Source organism: Maribacter sp. MJ134 (assembly GCF_003970695.1).
Taxonomy (GTDB): Bacteria; Bacteroidota; Bacteroidia; order Flavobacteriales; family Flavobacteriaceae; genus Maribacter.
This window is the reverse complement of record NZ_CP034570.1, coordinates 2578788-2595908: the sequence shown is the minus strand read 5'-3', so window position 1 is coordinate 2595908 and position 17121 is coordinate 2578788. Positions and strand designations below refer to the sequence as shown.

The window sequence follows — 17121 nt, the reverse complement described above, 5'->3', positions numbered from 1 at the left end:
TATCGGGATAAAAGTACTAGCGTAATAAGGTTTTTTGTAACTGTATCACTAGGAATAGTGTCTTGAATACGCTCTGAAAATAAAAAATATCAGGGAGGCAGGTGAGCTATCTAAAAAGTATAAGCGAAATATCAAAATTCGTGTTAAAAAAGAATCAACCAAAAAAAGCTCCCAATTTCTTGAGGGCTTTTTGCGGTCTGGACGGGATGCTTCCACGGTAGTTTAACTTTTCATTAACATACATTATTTTATTGATTATCAGACTATTAAATAAATATGGATTTGTATTTTACACTATAAAACACTACTTTTCATGAAAAATGCGGCACGAATGCGGCACGCTAATGTACAATTATAAGTTTTACATATCTGACAAACCGAACCTAAACGGAACCCATAGTGTAAAATTACGATACTATGAAAATCGCAATTCCAGAATTCAAATCGATACTGGAATCGAAATTCCTACAAGATATTGGAACAGGGAAAAATCATTTCTTAAAAAGTCTAAAGAAGTGGGTTCGGAATTTGTACAATTGACGCAAATGGACATTTTGGCGCGCCAAATTGTTTCCACATATCAAAACCAAAACAAACCACTATCCAAAAAGCTTTTTAAAAGACAGTTCGAAGATGGTGAACCATCGGTAAACCAAAAACCGCTACAAGATTTCTTTGATGAGTTCGAGGACTATTTAGAAAGTAAAAGAGGTAAGGTAGTCAAAGATGTCATTAAGGATTACAATTCCCTTACAAAGCATCTAAAAGGATTTCAGGAATTCTCGGGAATCATTATCGACTTCAATGCTTTTGACTATAATTTTTACCAAGAGTGGACGGATTACCTCGCTTATCATGCTCCTCTAAGAAATGGGAGTGTTGGAATGAAGAACAACACCATTGGTAAACTGGTCAAAAACCTCAAAGCCTTTTTAAACGATCGTATGCGCAGAAATCGTATTCAGTCGATAGATTTGTCAGCCTTCAAAGTCGTTCAGGAAGAGGTAGACCATATCTATCTGTCAGATAATGAGATTCAAGCTATTGCAAAAATTGATTGTAAGGAGGATAAAGAACTTGAACAGGTCAAAGATTTTTTTGTCATTGGTTGTTTGACTGGACTTCGGTTTTCGGATATTTCAAGAATACGACCTGAATATTTGGACAACGATGGGTTTTTAAATATCAGGCAAAAGAAAACCTCTGGGCGTATTGTGATACCGCTACGAGAACAGGTCAAGGAGATATTAAAAAAGTATAAGGGGTATGCGCCCGATATTGATTCGTTTACCTTTAATCGACGCATCAAAGAATTAGGCGACGCGGCAGAACTTCACCAAAAAGTTGAAATCGAACACAAAAGGGGCACCATCAAAGAGGCGCAACTTTTTAAAAAATACAAGCTTATCAGTTCACACACCTGTAGGCGTTCATTCTGCACCAATGCTTATTTGAATGGTATCGATGTACAATTGATTATGAAAATATCAGGACACAAATCCGAAAAGGCTTTTCGGCGTTATCTGAAAATCTCGAATTACGAAGCGGCTCAAAAACTAAAAGAGGCGTGGGGCCTAGATTAGAGCTTCTAGATATAATTTATTTGCTAGTATATTTTAAAACAGTCCTATTATTTGTTTGATTTTATAGAATGCAAAAATTAACTCGGCATAAGTCAAATAGACTCTTATAACAATGCGCTTTAAGTGAGGATTGTATTAATGCAATGTGTCTCTTCCGATTCAATTAGTCCCCTAAATGTTAGACTTTTACTTGATAAGCAAAGAATAAACAGCAGGATATGATAAGTATGTTTATGGAAGCTCGAATTATCCATGGGAAATTTGAATAGTCTATTTTAGCATAATCTCCTATAATCACGCAAAAACCCATAAACAAAAACCACGGAGTCAATAGCAATGTAAAATCCCGTCTTAACAACATGATTACTAAATCATGTAAAAATCCACAGAAAATAAAAGTTATTAATAGAGATAATGCCGGAGGAAAAATGATTTTAAGAGGTTTAAAAATGTATTTCCCCAAATAATAACTCCAAATCGGATTCCAATATTTCCAAAATATGGAGAACTTTCCTGCTCCCAATGAACGATACAGCATATTTCGCAGTGAATTGGCTGCACCCATTGGTACGCCGTTTCTTCTCTTTATATAATCGGAAAGGTTCAAGTTTTAAATTATTATTGTTTCTCAAGTTACATTCGGATTGAACAGATATAAGTCCAAACGATAAAAAAGATTTGTAAAGGAATCCGAAACCACAAATAGGAAAGACCATTCCCGTCAAAGGTTCCTTTTTGGTAGTTGACATTATTTATAGCCGAATAGATATTGGCAGGTAGCATCAACAGCAGAAAGATAATAAGTGCCCAACCAGATATATATTTAAATCGGGGAATTAAAAGGCCTATTGCAAGTAAGACTTCAAATATGCCCGTTAGGTGAACGAATGTCTCTTTATAAGGAATAAAACTAGGTATCATCATTGCCATCCCTTTTGTAAATACAAAATGGCCAATAGCCGTAAATACAAGCATTATTGACATTGCAATTCTAGCGGATAAGGCAAAATCATATTCTTTTTTGACGGTTCTAATTACAAAAATGGAGATTGTAAAACTTAACAATAGTACTAGTAGTGGTTTCATGCTTTTCAGAATTTTTGTATTGAAATCCAAAGGTCAGAAAAGACCAATCTCAAAACAATGAACCCAAGTTAAGTAATGCGTCTTCTTATCCTGCTTAATGCTTGTGGGGTTACACCAATGTATGATGCAATATATTTTAATGGGATTTGTTGTAACAATTTTGGCCTATCAGAGAATAAGCCCAAATAGCGTTCTTCTGCAGTTTTGCTCAATAACGAAAGTTCACGTTTTGATTTTATCAAAAACATATTTTCGGCCATTTTTCGTCCGATGATATTTCCACTGCTTGTAGTTTTGTAGACTTCTTCCAAGTCATTGTGTGAAATTTGCCATAAAACGGTATCTGTTAAAGTTTCAATTTGGTATTCAGAAGGGGTCCGGGTCAAAAATGAATCGTAACCTGTGACAAATTCATTTTCGAACAAAAAACCAAAAGTCAAATCGTCTACTTCCCTTGGAACAAAAAATCTGACCATTCCCTTTGATATAAAGGACAGATGGTTTTCGACTTCCCCGATTTTCAATAAAGGCGTGTTTTTTTTGAGATGTACTTCCTGCAATTTTGAAGAGAAAAATTGCCAATCAGAATCGTTCATTGGAGCGATATTATCAATAAACTTTCTGATTTCGTTCATTTAAGATTTTTTTAGTTTATGACTAAAATGTAAAGCATTGATTAAGGATACAAAAAGTTCCTAAGAGAAAATAATATTCCTAATCATAAAAATTTCTTCTGCTTAAATTATTCCTAATAATTAAGTTACTCAGTCCTTCTTCCGCTTTATTTCAGGGGTATCGAACTTATCACAGGTTTTTTCAATGCATAATTGCTTAAAAGCTGGATTGCCTCGGCAACATGTGATCGGCTTTCTCGTGATATTACATTCAGATTGTACAAATCTGGATTTAAGAAGCACCTCCAAATAGTTGTAAACAAACCGTGTTATAAATCCTTCAAATGTTTCACCTTCTATTTATATCCAACATGGTGATTTCCCCCTTTGATGGCGGACTTGCAGTCAAAAGATAATCAAGTATAAACTGTTTATACTCTTTATCAGTATGGTAAAAGTAATCGACCTTATGAGAACCCTTAAAAGACTCAGAGACCAGTAGATAGGGTTTTACTTTTTTGAGAGACCATAACCAAGAATCGTTTTTAAGTTTATAAATCTGTACAGGTATGTTCTCGTATTTCTGCATGTAATCTTCCCTAATAAAACTACCAAGGGTTATGGCATCGAACGGAATAAACCCTTCTTTAGACCCAATACTTACCCGCCAAATTTTCAACCATTTACTCAACTGTTTATACAACCAACGGTCTCCTTTATTATCACTTTTCCTCAAAGGTGCAATATCGGTCTTGGATAAGTATATATTCGATGCGGGCTCATAACTGGCAAGACTGATGTTTACGCCCGAGGAAATTAGAATTTGTGCTGCTTCGGGATCTTCTTCAAAATTACAGTCACATACATTTACCTTCCCATTACCTGGCGCAAACTTTTGATTCGGCTGCCTGCCAGCGCACCAAACTATATTCTTTATGCGCGGTGCCAGTTCCGGATATCTTTGTAGCATCAATGCTATATTGCTCACCGGTCCCAGGGCTAAAATGGTCATTTCATGTTTTCGCAGGGCTTCCGCCATGGCTTCTACAGCTTCATTCTGGTGATAGGTGCGTATATCTGTGGATGTAACTCCCCTGTAAACAGGAATTTGAGGCCCATTGTTATACCATCCTAGCAGCTTTTGGGTGACCTTGTAGCCATAGTTTGGCCATCTAACCAGACTGATGCCCACTATTTCCAGTTCATCGGATTTAAGGGCCATAATTAAGGCTATACCGTCATCCACATCCCTGCCTAACTTGCCTATCGCAATATCTGTGTCTATCCATACTTTCTCTGCGTTTTGGACTTGGGCATTACTTAGTGTTGTGAGCATAAAACAGATTGCGATAATTTTAGTTTTCATTACCTAATTTATTTGCGTTATTTCTTGATGTATAAATGGCTTGAACGGGCGTGCCAAACTTTAATGTATCGTTGTTTGAGTAGGGCATAGCTGTAATAACATAATGTTTACCAAAAGCACATTTTTTATCTTCACAAACAAATTCATAATACACGTGATTATCTGATACCCACGTAAGTTGACTTTGGTCATTTAAAAAAGCATAGTGTGGATTTTCGTAATCTAATGCTCCATTCTTATTAAAATGGTATACGTGGCCTAGGATGGTTATTTCTTCTCCATTCTGAATCAAATAATTCCACCCAAATCCGTCTCCTGTAAAGCAGCTTTGAAAACCAATGACTTTATACCCAAGTCCAATTTTTACATTACAACTTCTTATAGGAAGCCAAAGATGCTCAACATCCATAGATTGCCATTTTCCGAACCACTCGCCAGAAAACGTATGCAGTACTTCTGAACTTTTATCACTTGTTGATGTGTTCATTGAAGGCACTTTCAACTGATGTTTTAGATGATACTGGTATACCAAGTTTTTTTTAAGAACATTGTTAATATCATACTGTTCCATAAGATTTGGAGACTGATAAAAATGAAAAGATTTTAATGCGCCTTTCCAAAACAAATTTTTGAAGCTTACTTCGGAAATCCCGTATGCTTTCATCTGCTCTGAAAAATCAGATAAATGCCGATAATCCAATAACAGTATCTCATTCAGTTTATCGCGCTCTTTTGAGATGTCCGCAGGTCTCTCTAAATTAATCGTGAAACTGAGCAGGAGAGGTAGCACCGCCCTAAAATTCAGAAATGCCTTCATCCTTTAAAGTTTAGATCGTTAGGCCTTTTCCGTTTTTTGGCATTCTCTTGAACGGAATCAGAAATTTTTTCATTTTTATTCTGATGTTGAGCTTCCCATTCTTTTATACTTTTATCCCGAGGGCTTAGTGCCCAACTTGAGAAGCAACCCGTTAAGAGCAATGAGGTAAGCCCCATTAAACCGAATACCATCAGAAAACGAGCCGATTTTTCTATCTTTTTTTGGACATTATTATTTGCATTGTGCATGACTCTAATTGATTTGTTTTAATTGATTAATGAGCATTTTTGGAAAAGTCTATTCCTATCCAAATTCATATGATGAACTTGGCTGAGAAAGAAATTTTTAAAGCTTGGGCTAGAAAAATCGTATGCTTGGCAGTACTTGTCTTAATCGTACGGGTCTATAAATTCCAATAAGGGAAACGGCAATTGCGATAAAAAACCAAGGTCGTATCTTTCCATTTCGAGAAGTCGTAGCATATCATGCGTTTCATGTTCTATATCAATACTATTGATCATGGCTTATTGCAATTGATGGTTCTTAGTATGAATCGGTAATTTCCAGGCTATGCGCAGAACGATGAGAAGCAGAATATTTTCAACAATGACAAAGAAAACATCATCCATATCGGCTGTCGGCAAGGTGCTTAGGAAGCCAAGTGACGCTATAAGGCCGGCAACCGTATTAAACCACTTATTTGCTTTGTCTTTTAATGTTCTAGATAAGAGTATCATAAGTATGGGTACTTGAGCCACAAAACCGTAAAACAGCATATTTTCCTCAGGTATTCGAAGTGACATCATTTCTTCTATGTACCCTTCGCGTAAAAACTCGTGTAGGTCTCTAATAATCATATTGAACAGTATTACGATCCACAGGGTGGATAGGAGTACTTTCGGGTCTGTATTTTTTGTGTTCATAGTGAATTATTTTTATTATTTGTTGAGTGATATTTTTTGGATTGTTCAAAAATGATAGCCTATGAAAAACCAAAAATTGTTGACGTATTTGTGAGCGGAAATCGTTGTATTACCCCATTCCGTTTCTGGAATGTCATTGAAATAGTATCGGAACGGTATTGATATATTGGTGTATAAATGCTTTACACCAAATAAATTTTCTTTTCTATAACCAATGGCAAATCCAACGGTCGCTGTTTCGTTTTCTAGGCTATTGTCTGAAATAAGATGGTTGTACTCGTCCCTGACATAGGCTATACTGCCACTGTAATAGAAGTTCTTGCGTTTTCCAAAGTACCGGTCATAGTATAGTTCATAGATTCGAAAATACCCCTCTACATTGTCTCCGTCCACAGCTGCGGCTTCCCACTTACTGGACAAATGTCTTTCAGTTAAGTTGACTTCTCCGATCATCAATCTAATTTGATTTTTATCATCAAAACGGTAGCCCATCTCACCCGCAAAATTTTGAAATTTATTCATAGTCATTTCAAAGGTTTCATAGCCAATAAAAAATGATGATCGGTCAGTAGCCTGAGCATTTACCGAACCATATAGAAAGCATGTCACAAGTCCAATAATTAGGTTTAGCTTATTACTGATTGAATTTGTTTTTTTAATCATAACAATAGATTTTAATCTAATTAAACAATTGATTATGAGGCAAATATTAGCATAAGGGAATAACCCAAAAACTTTATTATGCAAGTTTGGTATAGTTGTCTGCGAAATGGTGTTTTTAACCTGCAAAAGATTTAGCTCAGAGCGCTATTTTGAATAAATCAGTAAGGAAATCTGAAGAGAGTCTTATAAATATTTCAGCGTCAAAATCAATACGATCATTTTGATATCCTTCATTTGTCGTAAAGTGCTGTGGTGGATAAATTATCCACATAAAAAGGCGATTAGTTTTTAATTAAAAACCAATCGCCTAAGATGTACTAGAACCTATTTTAGAGGCTTTATTTTCTTAGTATTTTATGAATTTACCATTTGCTATTACTTATTTGCTGAAAAAAACTGGTTTTATACGTTTCGGAAATGGGAATGCGTTGGTCCGCAATTCTTATTCTATTTCTTTCTATGGAATCTATTTTACTTAATGAAACCATGTAGGATTTATGAACTCTACACACCAATTTGGGCGGTATGATTTGTTCAAATTCCTTAAAATTTTGCAAGGTCATAATCCTTTTGTCGATGGTGTGTATTCTGCGATAATCACGCATTCCCTCGATGTACAAAATTTCATGAAGGTTGATTTTTTCAAGACGATTTTCAGTCTTAACGAAAATAAATTCAGGGGGCGTGATTGTCGTTACTTTATGCAAATTACCCAAAGCCTTATTGGCGGCTTGCAAAAACCGATTGAAGGTAAACGGTTTTAATAGATAATCCGTTACATTAAGTTCATAGCTTTTAAGTGCATATTCTTGATAGGCGGTAGTAATAATTACCTGACTTTCTATTTTCGAACTTTCTAATAATTCTACCCCGGTTAACTCATCCATATTAATATCCAGAAAAAGAACATCCACTTTGTTGGTTTTCAGAAAAGCAAGGCCATCCAATGCATTGTCAAAAGTAGCGGAGAGCTCAAGAAAAGGCACCTTTTGAGCGAACTGTTTAGTTCTTTCGAGTGCCAATGGCTCGTCTTCAATGATGATACAGTTAAGTGGTTTCATTGTCTATAAACTTACTGAACAATCGTTAATCTAACGCTATATTGCTCTTTTCCTTTCTCTACTTCTAAAGTGTGTTTCTCCGGGTATAGCAGGTTCAGCCTTTTTTCAATTAGTGTATTTCCCAAACCACTATTCTCCTGTCTGATTTTTCTATTTGGATTAAATTTGTTTATACAATCGAATTTCACGATTTCCTTATCTATAGCTATGCGAATTGTAATCGCATCATCCAATTTCTTATTTGTGGTATGCTTAAAGGCATTTTCAATAAAGGGAAGAAAAACCATAGGTGCAATGGTCTTGCCATTTGGCGAACCTGTAATGCCAAAATTGACGTAACTGGAATTGGCCGTTCTTATTTTTTGTAGGGCGATGTACTTTTCAATGTATTCAATTTCTTTGGATAGTAGAATTTTGTCCGCTTTGGTTTCGAACAACATAAAGCGCATAATATCCGACAGTTTGTTCAGGTATTTGGAAGCTTCGGTGGCATCCTTTAAAATAAGGATGTCGATATTATTCAAAGTATTGAACAAAAAGTGTGGATCCAGTTGCGACTTGACCAATGCCATTTCCATTTCATGATTTTTTTGCTTGAGTTCCTCTTTCAATTTTAATTCTTCGTACCAAGTGATGAACCCTTTGGTAATTAGTGCTACGATACCTGTTGCTAAACAGACAAAAGAACTGAAAGCGATACCAACCATAATAGATTCCTCGCGTTCCGTCAGGCTCTCTAACCCTAAAAAAATGTAGATTAAAAGATTTCCAATTAAAGATGAACCAATTGCAAACAAAAGTGCGTACGTAATGGTGAGCACAAACTTCTTTTCACGAATCTTAGGAAAGACAAGAAAATAGAATAAATAGTAGCAAATAACAGAAGGAATCACTGTAAAATACAGAACTCTTTCAGTCGTTTCAGCTACAATAGCATTATTATCCTCTCCACGTAACGAAAGGACAACTAAAACAATGGTCAAGACCAAGTAGCATAACCAAAACCCAATATGTAACCCGACAACAATTGATTTTTTCACGATTTTAAAATACTGAATAATTCTAAGTAAAAATCGATGTATTCCTTTTCTATAGAAAATAGGTTCTGCAAATTGGGAATATTTGTCTGCAAAATGATGTTTGGTGAATGTCATGCAGATTTATGCAAGAATGGATGCGACGAGGAATTCGAGAGTGTTTGAGCGCAAATAGGGTTTAGCTTTGATAGTCGTAGAATTACTATTCCAAATCTATTTTGAGTAGTTAGTCATCGTATTATCGAATTTCTAAGTCTGAGATTTATTATTTAAATTATAGTCAATCAAATGTCACAAGAATTGAATTATAAAGAATCTCATACGCTTGTACTTAAAAATGTATCTCGGTTTATCGATTTAACGAAGTTAGAAAAGAAGAAATACATCTCTTTGTTGACTGAAGTTAAGGTAGAGAAAAAAGACTTTCTGATGCAGGCGGGTGAGATTGCCAAGTATGAGTACTTTATAACAAAAGGATGTTTAAAAGTCTATACCTTAGATGATGATGGAGCACCTCATATTTCAATGTTTGCTATTGAAGATTACTGGACTGGTGATTTGTCGAGCTTTATGACCAAAGAACCTTCTAGGTATTATATTAAAGCAACTGAACATTCAGAACTTCTGGGAATTTCGAGAGAGAATTATGATTTGTTGTTTCGAGAGATTCCAAAATTTGAACGGTTCTATCGCATCTTATATCAAAAGTCTTTAATAAGTTATATCCGACGCTCAAACCATGGAATATCGCTAACCGCGGAAGAAAGATATATCAATTTTAAAAAGAAATATCCTCAAATTGTCAATAGGATAACCCAAAAAGACTTGGCCGGATATATTGGGATTACACCAGAATTTATGAGCAAAATTATCACAAAAGTCAACCGAACGTAAAAGTCTTAAACTAGTTCATTTTTTTTCACACCGCCCCGTCGGAATTTTGAAGTGTGAAAAGAATAGAACTCATATCGACAACATTCTTAATTGGTTTTGTAAGTACTCTGCAAGCACAGTTTACTCAACTGGAATTGTTTTCAGGGTTTGAGAAAACAGACTTCACCTTATTCTCTAATTATCCGATCAATGCCAATAGTAATCTAAGTATTGCCACCCTCGCCTTCTTTCAGAAATATAGAGAAGAAGAAAATCAAATATTTGATGAAGTCGGTGTTCAGCCCACAGCATTCTGGAATATCAATGAAATTATTGCTTTAGGACCTTCCCTGTACTATAACAGCTTTGGAGGATTTTCAGAAAGGCTTTCGGCTAAGTTCACCCTTAAGAATTCGAGAGCTTTGCTAGTGGTCATTCCTACAGTAGCCTATTCAGAGAAGAAAGATGCAAGCCTTGGGGAGGTATTTACCCAATTTCAGATACAAAAGCGACTTACCAAAAATCTATCCCTGTGGTTGAATGGACAATTCTTAACCGTTTGGGATACGTTCAAATCACACTCCAGAAGCTTCCAACAACTACGTTTGGGCGCAGCCTATAAAGACCATCAACTTGGACTTGGGGTGGACTTTGACCAATACGGAACTGAACCAATTCGAAAATCGAGTTTCGGAATCTATTATCGTAACACATTTTAAATCTAACATATTATGAAAAATCTATTCAAAAAATTAATTACGACACACCCTAATTTGGGATTTAGTATTGCACGTTTAACGCTAGGATTAGTCATATTTCCGCACGGCGCGCAAAAGTTATTAGGACTCTTCGGTGGATATGGCTATCAAGGTACGATGGAGTCATTGACTACCCAAATGGGTTTGCCAAGTATTGTAGCCTTCTCAGTTATAATGATTGAGTTTTTTGGTTCCATTTCATTGGTTCTTGGAATCTTCTCTAGGTTTTGGGCATTATCCCTTGTAGGTATGTTTACAGGCATCATAATTACTACGCAGCTAGAACACGGCTTTTTTATGAACTGGTATGGTAACCAAGCAGGTGAAGGTTACGAATATTCTCTTTTAATAATTGGTCTTGCATTGAGTGTGTTATTAAATGGAAGCGGAAAATGGTCAATTGATTCTATAATCTCAAAAAATAAATAATTATGAAAAAAATAATCACAATTGCAGGAAGTAATAGCCAAAAATCTATCAACAAAATGCTTATAGCATATACGACGACGCTTTTAAAGGATGTAGAAATCTTGACCATTGATTTAAATGATTATATACTTCCCATCTATGGAGAAGACTTTGAAGCAGAGAATGGTATTCCAACCGCTGTGAAAAGATTGAACGAAATCATTAATTCAGCGGATGGTTTTATCATCTCTTTAGCAGAGCATAATGGCTCTTATGCAGCAGTATTTAAAAACACCATAGACTGGTTATCACGTTTAGATATGAAAATTTGGAAAGAAAAACCTATGCTGCTTATGGCAACTTCACCCGGAGGAAGAGGTGGTGCAACTGTACTACAAACAGCAAATACTTCTTTTCCATTTCTGGGAGCACGAATCATAGATACATATTCGTTGCCATCTTTTTATGACAAATTTAAGGATGGTGGAATTGTAGAAGAGCACTATAGAAAAGAGCTGGCAGATAAAGCAGTGGCATTTTCTAAAGAATTGGACTAAGATAACGGAACACAACTCTGGAAATTCCTTGATAAACTACATCAAGTTAATAAATAGAAATCCAGAGAGTTAGCCTTCGATTTTCACAATGCACTTTTCGAACAAATCATATTTCCGCTCGAATAAATGATTGGGAGTATATCTCCGCAACTTTGTATCATCATTAACAATCAGCCTTTTAACAATGAACACATTAGTGAAATTAATTGTCGCCACCTGTCTAGCAATTATGGCAGGGCAAAATGACCCTCACACATCATCTGATGGATATGAAGGTCTAGCGTATACAGGTCTATCTAAAGAAGACCCGATAGAGGAAAGAGCGTTTACGGTTCTTACAAACAAATGCAACGTCTGTCACGAGAAACGCAATCGTAGACGTGTCTTCACTGAAGATAATATGAATGGCTGGTCAAATGATGTATACAAGCAGGTGTTCATTAAAAAGCGAATGCCCAAAGGCAAGAAAATAGAATTAACCAGCGAAGAATATCAAGATTTATTAACCTGGATATCATCCATAAAAAATAATGAAAATGGAAATCAACTTTAAAATCATCATATTGATACTAGGCATCTTATTTACTGGACTCACCGCAGGCTTATGTTTTACCTGGTCTAACGCAGTAACTCCAGGAATCGGCAGACTGGATGATTTAGGTTTCTTACAGTCATTTCAAGCAATGAACCGCGCCATCATTAACCGCAGTTTTCTCATCACTTTTTTTGGACCTGTGATACTGCTATTCATTAATGCCTATCTGCATCGCAATGCACATCCAACGACATTTTGGTCATTTATGCTCGCGGCAATTCTATTCCTTATCGGAATAGGGTTGATAACGGTTTTCAAAAATGTACCGCTTAACGAACTGTTAGATAAAACGGTTCTTGAAAACCTTTCGGCTATTGAGCTTAAGGAACTACGAACCAAATTTGAGCAGCCTTGGAATCGTTGGCATATTCAACGTACTATAGCCTCATTCACATCATTCTCATTACTATTAATAGGCTTGATATATTCAAAATGATACAGCAAATAAAATATTCATTCATCAATAAACGAACAGTTATGAAACTAACAAGAGCAATTAGCATTGGAATACTTATTTGGATAATAGGGGTAAGTTTATATGCGTCATCCTTTTATGTACCACTTTTAGAAGATGCAGAACAGCAAGCGAATATTTGGTTGTCTATAGTCATAGTCCCCGTGGTTTGGTATGGAGCAAAACTCTATTACCGAAATAATATTAATACTCACGGATTGAGAGTAGGACTGATTTTCTTCATCATATCTGCAGTTTTAGATGCACTCATCACGGTGCCATTTACAGTTCTGCCTTATGGCGGCACATATTCTGACTTCTTTATCGATTTTGGGTTTTGGTTTATTGGACTAGAGTTCATTACAACGACAACTCTGTATTGGTACCTCAAAGTATTAAAAAAAAAGAGTATTCAACACATATAGTATAAAAAGTAATATCAAAAACCCTCATAATATTGGAGGAGAAATTAATAACAATTTAAAAACAAAGAAAAATGAAAACTGAAAACATCGTAGTAATCGGAGGAACTGGAAAAACTGGTAGCCGAGTAGTAAAAAATTTACAAGAAGCTGGATACAACGTTCGCGTTGTGGGTCACAAAACGAATCCCGCTTTGCATTGGGAAAATCCAAAAACTTATGACGCTGTATTAGAGGGTATGGATAGAGCTTATATTGTGTATTATCCAGATTTAGCAGTACCTGGCTCAAGAGAAGCGATAACCACCTTAACAAAAAAAGCTATAGCTGCTGGTTTGAAAAAAGTAGTATTACTTTCTGGCAAGGGCGAAACAGAGGCGGAAGCTTGTGAACAGATTGTTGCCAATTCTGGCTTGGACTACACCTTGGTTCGAGCATCTTGGTTCAACCAAAATTTTAGCGAAGGTGCTTTTATAGACTTTGTTTTAGATGGTGTTGTAGCACTACCTATGCCAGAAGCTAGAATACCTTTTGTAGATGCCAATGATATCGCAGATGTAGTTTCTAAGGTATTAGTAGATGACTCTTACAACGGACAAACGATAACGGTTACAGGTCCAAAAATGAGAACTTTTGAAGAAGTTGTCGGCATTATGGCAAATGCTAGCAACAGAGAGCTACAGTATGTACCTATTTCTATTGAAGAATTCAAGGACGGAATGCGAAAAGCTGGATTACCTGATTCTTATGTTTGGCTCTTTGGTTACCTATTCAAAGAAGTTTTAGGAAATCCAGATAACCAAGAGATTTCTAATGACGTTGAAAAAGTATTAGGTAGAAAAGCTATTGACTTTACCGAGTATGCTGAACAAGTAGCAGCAACTGGGGCTTGGAATCCTGTAACAACCGCATAACTGTTGTTGATAGCGGGTGTAGCCCGTTGTAAAGAATCAATTCGAATTTATACAACGGGCAATACACCTAACCGCATTCAATACTTCAGCCATCATCATCAAAAAACGAACATTATGAAAAAATCAAAACTACCAACGTACCCGAGCATAGGGCAAAGTTTTGCGATTACAGGAATCATCATTATTGCAATGATGATAGTAAGCGTTGTTATTCCTGCCCTTAATAAAGTTGTGGGTAATGAGACTGCTGCACTACTTTTTCAAATTTTGGCAATGGGAATTCCATTTTTGATAGTTTTTAGAATCAAAAAAAGAAAGTCTTCTGGAAAAGCATTTAACCTAACAGTAAAAAACAAAAGAATAATACCATTTTTAATAGTCGGCGGGATAGTACTATTATTAGGCGTGGTAGGGCCAATTTCTGCTTTAATATCAGTTCCAGAAAGTATGGAACTAGCATTTGCCAAAGCGGCAAGTCAAACCGGACTTTCAACTTTTATGTTAATGGTCATTGCTGCACCTGTTCTGGAAGAATTGATTTTTAGAGGAATAATTCTAGACGGTCTGTTGCATAGGTACTCGCCTAGAATATCCATCTTAATTTCTAGTCTATTGTTTGCTATAGTTCATTTAAATCCGTGGCAATTTGTAGCGGGACTCATTATGGGTGCGTTTCTTGGATGGGTGTACTACAGAAGTAAGAGTATGTTGGCGGCTATAATAATTCACGCTTCGGCCAATTTTAGTGTGTACTTTCTAAGGTTTTTCAATGATTCATCAATGATAGACAAGAATTACATTGAAAGCGTAGGTGGCTTGACCAACTTTATACTAATACTTTTAAGCTCAATTTTAGTTGTTAACATCTGTATCTATTTCTTGAAAAGAGAATTTAGAAATAAGCTTCAGACTAATTCAGATTCCATAATAGTACCTTCTAAAACATAGCTTTATGAAACGATTTTTAAAATATACAGGACTTGCAATTGTATTAATGGTAGTCCACACTTTAGTAGTTTTCCTTGGCACGGATAACGGGTGGTGGTATACACCGTTTACAAAAGAGAGAGTACCTGAAACATTTATTGCCTCGGTGCAAAAAGAGCTTCATAACGAGTTTGTGGGTAATATGGCTTTGGGAGTTTTCAAAAATGGACAACTCGAAGCAGAGTCTTTTCATTCTAATGATAAACTTGTAGATAGAAATACTGTTTTCCAAGTAGCATCACTATCTAAGTTTGTTTCTGCCATTGGCGTGATGAAACTTGTTCAGGATGGGAAGCTAGATTTAGATGTTCCAATAGACCAATACCTGACCAGATGGCACTTGCCAAAAAGTGGCTTTGACAATTCAAAAGTAACAGTAAGGCGATTGCTAAGTCACACGGCAGGTTTAACAGATGGATTGGGTTATGCAGGTTTTGAATCTCTAAAAGATTTGCAATCATTAGAATCATCATTAACAAAAGCTACAGATGCAGACCCAGGTAGCGATGTTAGAACGGTCGTTGGTATCGAGCCAGGAATTGAGTGGCGATACTCAGGTGGTGGTTTCACCCTTTTGCAACTTATTGTTGAAGAAGTAAGTGGGCAATCTTTCGATGTCTATATGAAAACTGAAATTTTTGAGCAATTACAAATGACATCGTCCTTTTATGAATGGGATGAACGCTTTCGCGAATGCGTAGCAGATTTCTACAATTCAGATGGTTCAAAAGCAAGACATCGCTATTATACAGCGCAGGCAGCAAGTGCGCTTTATACCACTTTGGCAGACTTAGAAAAACTCTTTTATTCTTTGAAAGAAGATGAGCGCAAACAAAAACCGTTGTCAGTACAATTTCAAAAAATGATGTGGCAAGCCCAAGCAGAAACTCTTGGAACACCCATCTATGGATTAGGCACTTTCTTGTATGCCGAACTAGAAAACAATTCTTTCATCATTGGTCACGATGGCAAAAACAATCCACCACTTAACACCGCTTTTCGATACAATCCTTTAACAAAAGATGGAATTATTCTTTTAACTACTGGAAGCACTGATTTTGCCACAAGAATAGCGAGCGATTGGGTTTACATCCACACTGGTAAAGTAGATGCACTTCTCTTTAAAAGGCAACTGGGGAAGATGATTCAAACAATAATTATTGGCTTGGTAGTCATATTGGTTTTGGTCATATCTATCGCTTTCATTCGTAAAAAACTAAAAAATAATGATATCGTATCCACTCATCAAGCCTAAATATTATTGGTCTTTGATAAATGATTTAAGCACTTTTATTGTGTCGCCCAAGTACAAGACAGTACAAGAAAAAAGCAAGAGAAACAAAGTCTATGATACCATTGGCCTCTTCTTAATCAAGGTAGTTTTCTCAGTAGTAGTCGCATCATTACTTCAGTTTATCTATGACCCCGAAAACTTGACGTCCACAAGTATGGCGGAACGTTTTTCTCCATTACTCTTACTGCTAGTAGGTGGAATTGTATTACCTCTATTCGAAGAAATAACCTTTAGACTGTCATTAAAATTTAATCCAAGTTATCTAGCCCTGACTACGGGAGGGTTTACCTATTACATTCTAACTAAGGCAGTCTTTAAAAGCAGATTATCTCTTGTGGATGATACGTTTTGGTACAGAGTAATTAGCACTATTATTATTGTTTTGATTGCTTATGTAGTCTGTAGTAGAAAAACCGTCAATGTCAATGCGCAGCGGTTTTGGGAAAGGCATTTCAGAATGATATACTACTTGTCTTGTCTGAGTTTTGCTTGGTTACACATTTTTAATTTTGAGTTGAGTTTAGTCAATCTATTGTGGATGCCTATTCTAACACTTCCGCAATTATTCAGCGCTACTATTGCAGGATATACAAGAGTCGCCTTTGGATTTCAATATCCACTTTTAGTGCATATGATAACCAATATTTTCTTTCTAAGTCTCACTTTTTTACCGTTTGACTAGAAAAGAATGTCAAATGAGTCTTTTGGG

The 17121-nt window shown here is 36.0% G+C and carries 21 protein-coding genes; 12 read left to right on the top strand and 9 right to left on the bottom strand.

Annotation, left to right across the window (positions count from 1 at the left end):
• Positions 1-344: 344 nt before the first annotated feature.
• Complete coding sequence (locus EJ994_RS11240) at positions 345-1583, top strand: site-specific integrase (protein ID WP_164721453.1); 1239 nt, start codon at positions 345-347, stop codon at positions 1581-1583.
• 633 nt (positions 1584-2216) lie between these two features.
• Here EJ994_RS11240 and EJ994_RS11230 read toward each other — a convergent pair.
• The 9 genes from EJ994_RS11230 to EJ994_RS11195 all read right to left on the bottom strand — a co-directional run bounded on the left by EJ994_RS11230 (position 2217) and on the right by EJ994_RS11195 (position 9267).
• Positions 2217-2669, bottom strand: coding sequence for a DoxX family protein (locus EJ994_RS11230; RefSeq protein ID WP_126592519.1), 453 nt, complete (start codon positions 2667-2669; stop codon positions 2217-2219).
• A gap of 68 nt (positions 2670-2737) precedes the next feature.
• Complete coding sequence (locus EJ994_RS11225; protein WP_126592518.1) at positions 2738-3304, bottom strand: Crp/Fnr family transcriptional regulator; 567 nt, start codon at positions 3302-3304, stop codon at positions 2738-2740.
• Between the two features lie 328 nt (positions 3305-3632).
• Positions 3633-4649 (bottom strand): nucleoside hydrolase, encoded by a 1017-nt coding sequence (locus tag EJ994_RS11220; RefSeq protein WP_126592517.1) that lies wholly within the window; start codon positions 4647-4649, stop codon positions 3633-3635.
• Positions 4639-5466 carry a hypothetical protein gene (locus EJ994_RS11215; protein WP_126592516.1) on the bottom strand — a complete coding sequence of 276 codons (828 nt, stop codon included), beginning with the start codon at positions 5464-5466 and terminating at the stop codon, positions 4639-4641. Before EJ994_RS11215 ends, EJ994_RS11220 begins: the two co-directional genes overlap by 11 nt.
• Before the next feature lie 389 nt (positions 5467-5855).
• Positions 5856-5987 (bottom strand): hypothetical protein, encoded by a 132-nt coding sequence (locus tag EJ994_RS17725; RefSeq protein WP_262707409.1) that lies wholly within the window; start codon positions 5985-5987, stop codon positions 5856-5858.
• Positions 5988-5990: 3 nt separating this feature from the next.
• Positions 5991-6389, bottom strand: coding sequence for a DUF6326 family protein (locus tag EJ994_RS11210; protein WP_126592515.1), 399 nt, complete (start codon positions 6387-6389; stop codon positions 5991-5993).
• Positions 6390-6434: 45 nt separating this feature from the next.
• Entirely contained in the window at positions 6435-7052 is a 618-nt protein-coding gene (locus EJ994_RS11205; RefSeq protein WP_126592514.1) for a hypothetical protein, read from the bottom strand.
• 362 nt (positions 7053-7414) lie between these two features.
• Positions 7415-8113, bottom strand: a complete 699-nt coding sequence (locus EJ994_RS11200; protein ID WP_126592513.1) for a LytR/AlgR family response regulator transcription factor — start codon at positions 8111-8113, stop codon at positions 7415-7417.
• An 11-nt stretch (positions 8114-8124) separates the two neighbouring features.
• Positions 8125-9267, bottom strand: a complete 1143-nt coding sequence (locus EJ994_RS11195; RefSeq protein ID WP_206507130.1) for a sensor histidine kinase — start codon at positions 9265-9267, stop codon at positions 8125-8127.
• A gap of 171 nt (positions 9268-9438) precedes the next feature.
• Between EJ994_RS11195 and EJ994_RS11190 the strand changes: the two genes are divergently transcribed.
• The 11 genes from EJ994_RS11190 (at position 9439) to EJ994_RS11140 (ending at position 17094) form a co-directional block, all read left to right on the top strand.
• Complete coding sequence (locus tag EJ994_RS11190) at positions 9439-10044, top strand: Crp/Fnr family transcriptional regulator (protein WP_241240770.1); 606 nt, start codon at positions 9439-9441, stop codon at positions 10042-10044.
• Between the two features lie 53 nt (positions 10045-10097).
• Positions 10098-10742, top strand: coding sequence for a hypothetical protein (locus tag EJ994_RS11185; protein ID WP_126592512.1), 645 nt, complete (start codon positions 10098-10100; stop codon positions 10740-10742).
• A 12-nt stretch (positions 10743-10754) separates the two neighbouring features.
• Positions 10755-11210, top strand: a complete 456-nt coding sequence (locus tag EJ994_RS11180) for a DoxX family protein (protein ID WP_126592511.1) — start codon at positions 10755-10757, stop codon at positions 11208-11210.
• Between the two features lie 2 nt (positions 11211-11212).
• The gene (locus EJ994_RS11175) at positions 11213-11746 is read left to right on the top strand and encodes an NADPH-dependent FMN reductase (RefSeq protein ID WP_126592510.1); all 534 of its coding nucleotides are present in this window, start codon (positions 11213-11215) and stop codon (positions 11744-11746) included.
• Between the two features lie 184 nt (positions 11747-11930).
• Positions 11931-12299: a hypothetical protein gene (locus tag EJ994_RS11170; protein ID WP_126592509.1), complete on the top strand. Its 369-nt coding sequence runs from the start codon at positions 11931-11933 to the stop codon at positions 12297-12299.
• The gene (locus EJ994_RS11165) at positions 12283-12777 is read left to right on the top strand and encodes a DUF1772 domain-containing protein (protein ID WP_126592508.1); all 495 of its coding nucleotides are present in this window, start codon (positions 12283-12285) and stop codon (positions 12775-12777) included. Before EJ994_RS11170 ends, EJ994_RS11165 begins: the two co-directional genes overlap by 17 nt.
• A 41-nt stretch (positions 12778-12818) precedes the next feature.
• Positions 12819-13220 (top strand): DUF5367 family protein, encoded by a 402-nt coding sequence (locus EJ994_RS11160; RefSeq protein WP_126592507.1) that lies wholly within the window; start codon positions 12819-12821, stop codon positions 13218-13220.
• Positions 13221-13291: 71 nt separating this feature from the next.
• Positions 13292-14131 (top strand): NmrA family NAD(P)-binding protein, encoded by an 840-nt coding sequence (locus EJ994_RS11155; protein ID WP_126592506.1) that lies wholly within the window; start codon positions 13292-13294, stop codon positions 14129-14131.
• A gap of 114 nt (positions 14132-14245) precedes the next feature.
• A complete protein-coding gene (locus EJ994_RS11150; protein WP_126592505.1) occupies positions 14246-15079 on the top strand; it encodes a CPBP family intramembrane glutamic endopeptidase in 834 nt (277 codons plus the stop codon).
• Between the two features lie 4 nt (positions 15080-15083).
• The gene (locus tag EJ994_RS11145) at positions 15084-16373 is read left to right on the top strand and encodes a serine hydrolase domain-containing protein (RefSeq protein ID WP_126592504.1); all 1290 of its coding nucleotides are present in this window, start codon (positions 15084-15086) and stop codon (positions 16371-16373) included.
• The gene (locus EJ994_RS11140) at positions 16345-17094 is read left to right on the top strand and encodes a hypothetical protein (RefSeq protein WP_241240769.1); all 750 of its coding nucleotides are present in this window, start codon (positions 16345-16347) and stop codon (positions 17092-17094) included. The genes EJ994_RS11145 and EJ994_RS11140 overlap by 29 nt, the downstream gene beginning before the upstream one ends.
• The last annotated feature ends 27 nt before the right edge of the window (positions 17095-17121 follow it).

Coding starts and splice junctions, on each gene's coding strand:
- EJ994_RS11155 (WP_126592506.1), top strand. CDS start 13,292: ATGAAAACTGAAAACATCGTAGTAATCGGAGGAACTGGAAAAACTGGT.
- EJ994_RS11195 (WP_206507130.1), bottom strand. CDS start 9,267: ATGACATTCACCAAACATCATTTTGCAGACAAATATTCCCAATTTGCA.
- EJ994_RS11150 (WP_126592505.1), top strand. CDS start 14,246: ATGAAAAAATCAAAACTACCAACGTACCCGAGCATAGGGCAAAGTTTT.
- EJ994_RS11240 (WP_164721453.1), top strand. CDS start 345: ATGTACAATTATAAGTTTTACATATCTGACAAACCGAACCTAAACGGA.
- EJ994_RS11230 (WP_126592519.1), bottom strand. CDS start 2,669: ATGAAACCACTACTAGTACTATTGTTAAGTTTTACAATCTCCATTTTT.
- EJ994_RS11220 (WP_126592517.1), bottom strand. CDS start 4,649: ATGAAAACTAAAATTATCGCAATCTGTTTTATGCTCACAACACTAAGT.
- EJ994_RS11205 (WP_126592514.1), bottom strand. CDS start 7,052: ATGATTAAAAAAACAAATTCAATCAGTAATAAGCTAAACCTAATTATT.
- EJ994_RS11200 (WP_126592513.1), bottom strand. CDS start 8,113: ATGAAACCACTTAACTGTATCATCATTGAAGACGAGCCATTGGCACTC.
- EJ994_RS11210 (WP_126592515.1), bottom strand. CDS start 6,389: ATGAACACAAAAAATACAGACCCGAAAGTACTCCTATCCACCCTGTGG.
- EJ994_RS11170 (WP_126592509.1), top strand. CDS start 11,931: ATGAACACATTAGTGAAATTAATTGTCGCCACCTGTCTAGCAATTATG.
- EJ994_RS11215 (WP_126592516.1), bottom strand. CDS start 5,466: ATGAAGGCATTTCTGAATTTTAGGGCGGTGCTACCTCTCCTGCTCAGT.
- EJ994_RS11160 (WP_126592507.1), top strand. CDS start 12,819: ATGAAACTAACAAGAGCAATTAGCATTGGAATACTTATTTGGATAATA.
- EJ994_RS11165 (WP_126592508.1), top strand. CDS start 12,283: ATGGAAATCAACTTTAAAATCATCATATTGATACTAGGCATCTTATTT.
- EJ994_RS11145 (WP_126592504.1), top strand. CDS start 15,084: ATGAAACGATTTTTAAAATATACAGGACTTGCAATTGTATTAATGGTA.
- EJ994_RS11175 (WP_126592510.1), top strand. CDS start 11,213: ATGAAAAAAATAATCACAATTGCAGGAAGTAATAGCCAAAAATCTATC.
- EJ994_RS11140 (WP_241240769.1), top strand. CDS start 16,345: ATGATATCGTATCCACTCATCAAGCCTAAATATTATTGGTCTTTGATA.
- EJ994_RS11225 (WP_126592518.1), bottom strand. CDS start 3,304: ATGAACGAAATCAGAAAGTTTATTGATAATATCGCTCCAATGAACGAT.
- EJ994_RS11190 (WP_241240770.1), top strand. CDS start 9,439: ATGTCACAAGAATTGAATTATAAAGAATCTCATACGCTTGTACTTAAA.
- EJ994_RS11180 (WP_126592511.1), top strand. CDS start 10,755: ATGAAAAATCTATTCAAAAAATTAATTACGACACACCCTAATTTGGGA.
- EJ994_RS17725 (WP_262707409.1), bottom strand. CDS start 5,987: ATGATCAATAGTATTGATATAGAACATGAAACGCATGATATGCTACGA.